This is a genomic window from Cupriavidus sp. 05N38, assembly GCF_056397345.1.
Genome location: NZ_JBFTNF010000022.1, coordinates 102,300 through 103,930, shown reverse-complemented (window position 1 = coordinate 103,930; position 1,631 = coordinate 102,300). Strand labels below are relative to the sequence as shown.

At 60.8% G+C, this 1,631-nt stretch carries 1 protein-coding gene; it reads right to left on the bottom strand.

Going from position 1 to position 1,631, the window contains the following annotated elements; translation table 11 throughout:
* Nucleotides 1-201: 201 nt before the first annotated feature.
* Complete coding sequence (locus AC1DK4_RS17880; RefSeq protein ID WP_441616839.1) at nucleotides 202-1,311, bottom strand: right-handed parallel beta-helix repeat-containing protein; 1,110 nt, start codon at nucleotides 1,309-1,311, stop codon at nucleotides 202-204.
* Nucleotides 1,312-1,631 lie beyond the last annotated feature (320 nt).

The window sequence follows — 1,631 nt, the reverse complement described above, 5'->3', positions numbered from 1 at the left end:
TGCTTCCTGTGTCAGTTTCCTGTGCCGGATCCGCGCCTCTTGAGGATCTTTCCAGTCTCCGCTGGTGTAGTCTGACGGCGATGAGGGCGTTTCCCGGAATGGGTATCCTTGTTGTGCTGCGGCATTGTAGTGCCCATCGGTGCCCGTACGATCCCGCCGCTTCGGGGGATTTTTGTTGCTTTGCCGTCATCGGCCTGTCGTCTATGGCAGGTAAGTATTGTCTTGCGCGATCAGCCCGGAAACGGGGCGTCCGAGATACATTGCACGATATTGGGCACCGGTCACGATATCGGCGTTTCTGGTGCCGGAGAACGTATTTCCGCTCACCGTATTATTGTCGTCTTCCACGATGACGCCCTGGCGGACATTAGCAAAGCGATTATTCATCACCTGGTTGTTCTGCGCATAATCGAGGAAATACCGGCCGGCATAGTAGGAGGGGTCGCTGCAATTCCAGTTACCCAGGTCCCGGCTCTGCCTGGACGCGATCCAGACGCCCACGCTTTCCGCGGCAAAATCGTTATCCTGGATCAGATTGCCGTCAGAGTGCTGCCAGCGCGCCGGGCCCTGGTTCTCGCCGCAGTTCTTGTAGAGCGTGATGGCGGCAAGGGCGTTGCCGCTGAACTTGTTGCCGGCAATGACGTTGCCGGCCGAAGAATCGATGGCGATGGCTTCGCGGGTGCGCGGCAGGCCGTTGCCGGTGAAGGTGGAGTTCACGATCCGGTTGTCGCGCGTCGAGGCGTCCAGGTACACGCCCGGGCCACGCGAACTGGTCACGGTGACATTGCGCAGCGTGTTGCCGGATGCGTAGGACTCGATATAGATGCCGACGTTGCCGGCGCCCTCCACGCTGGCATTCTCGATCAGCACCTGCTGCGGTGAGCGCGCGTAGATGTCGTCGCGGGTGTAGGCCTGGAGCCTGGCCGCGAGCGCACCGCTCCAGCCGATCGCGATGCCCACGGAGGCCTGGTTCTTCAGGCGGCAATTGCGGATGGTGACATGGCGCAGCGCGCCGCCGCGCGAGTCCACGTAGATGCCCTTGACATCGGTGCCGCGGCCGTCGATGGTGGCGCCGCCGCAGTCCAGCGTGATGCCGGACCGGCTGATCGTGAAGGTCTGCTTGTAGACGCAGGCACTGTCGAGCACGGTATCGACCGTGACTTCGGCGGGCGATGCGCAACTGGCCGTGCCTGGCACGGCGGATGGCGTGTCGCCGCTGGCCATGCCGTCGCCGCCACCGCCGCAACCGGCCAGGGTCAGGGCAATGCCGGGGCAGAGCAGATGAAGAAAGGGGCGCTTCCAGGCTGGCATGAGGGCGTCTCCGATGCGGTTGTTATTGGACCGCCGGACAAAAGGAGGCCCTGCGCCCGCGTGCCGAGCGCTGGCGTCATCTTGTTTCTTGCTGGATGAATAGGGTTATCTCGCGATTTTTCCGGACAGGAGTCGTGCTGCGGGCCATTGATTATTCAATGGCCACGGCTTCTCGATCCGGACGCGCCGATGATTTTCCCTTCGATGGCTTCCCTGTTCTGTTCTTCCTCCGCTATCGAGATAGGTCCGTGTCCTTTGTTGGGAAATTTCGTTATTTACGATGAGAGAATTCTAGGTACGGTTTTCATGATTTCATATAA

Excerpts from the sequence above, each read along its gene's own strand:
- AC1DK4_RS17880 (WP_441616839.1), bottom strand. The coding sequence starts at position 1,311 with ATGCCAGCCTGGAAGCGCCCCTTTCTTCATCTGCTCTGCCCCGGCATT.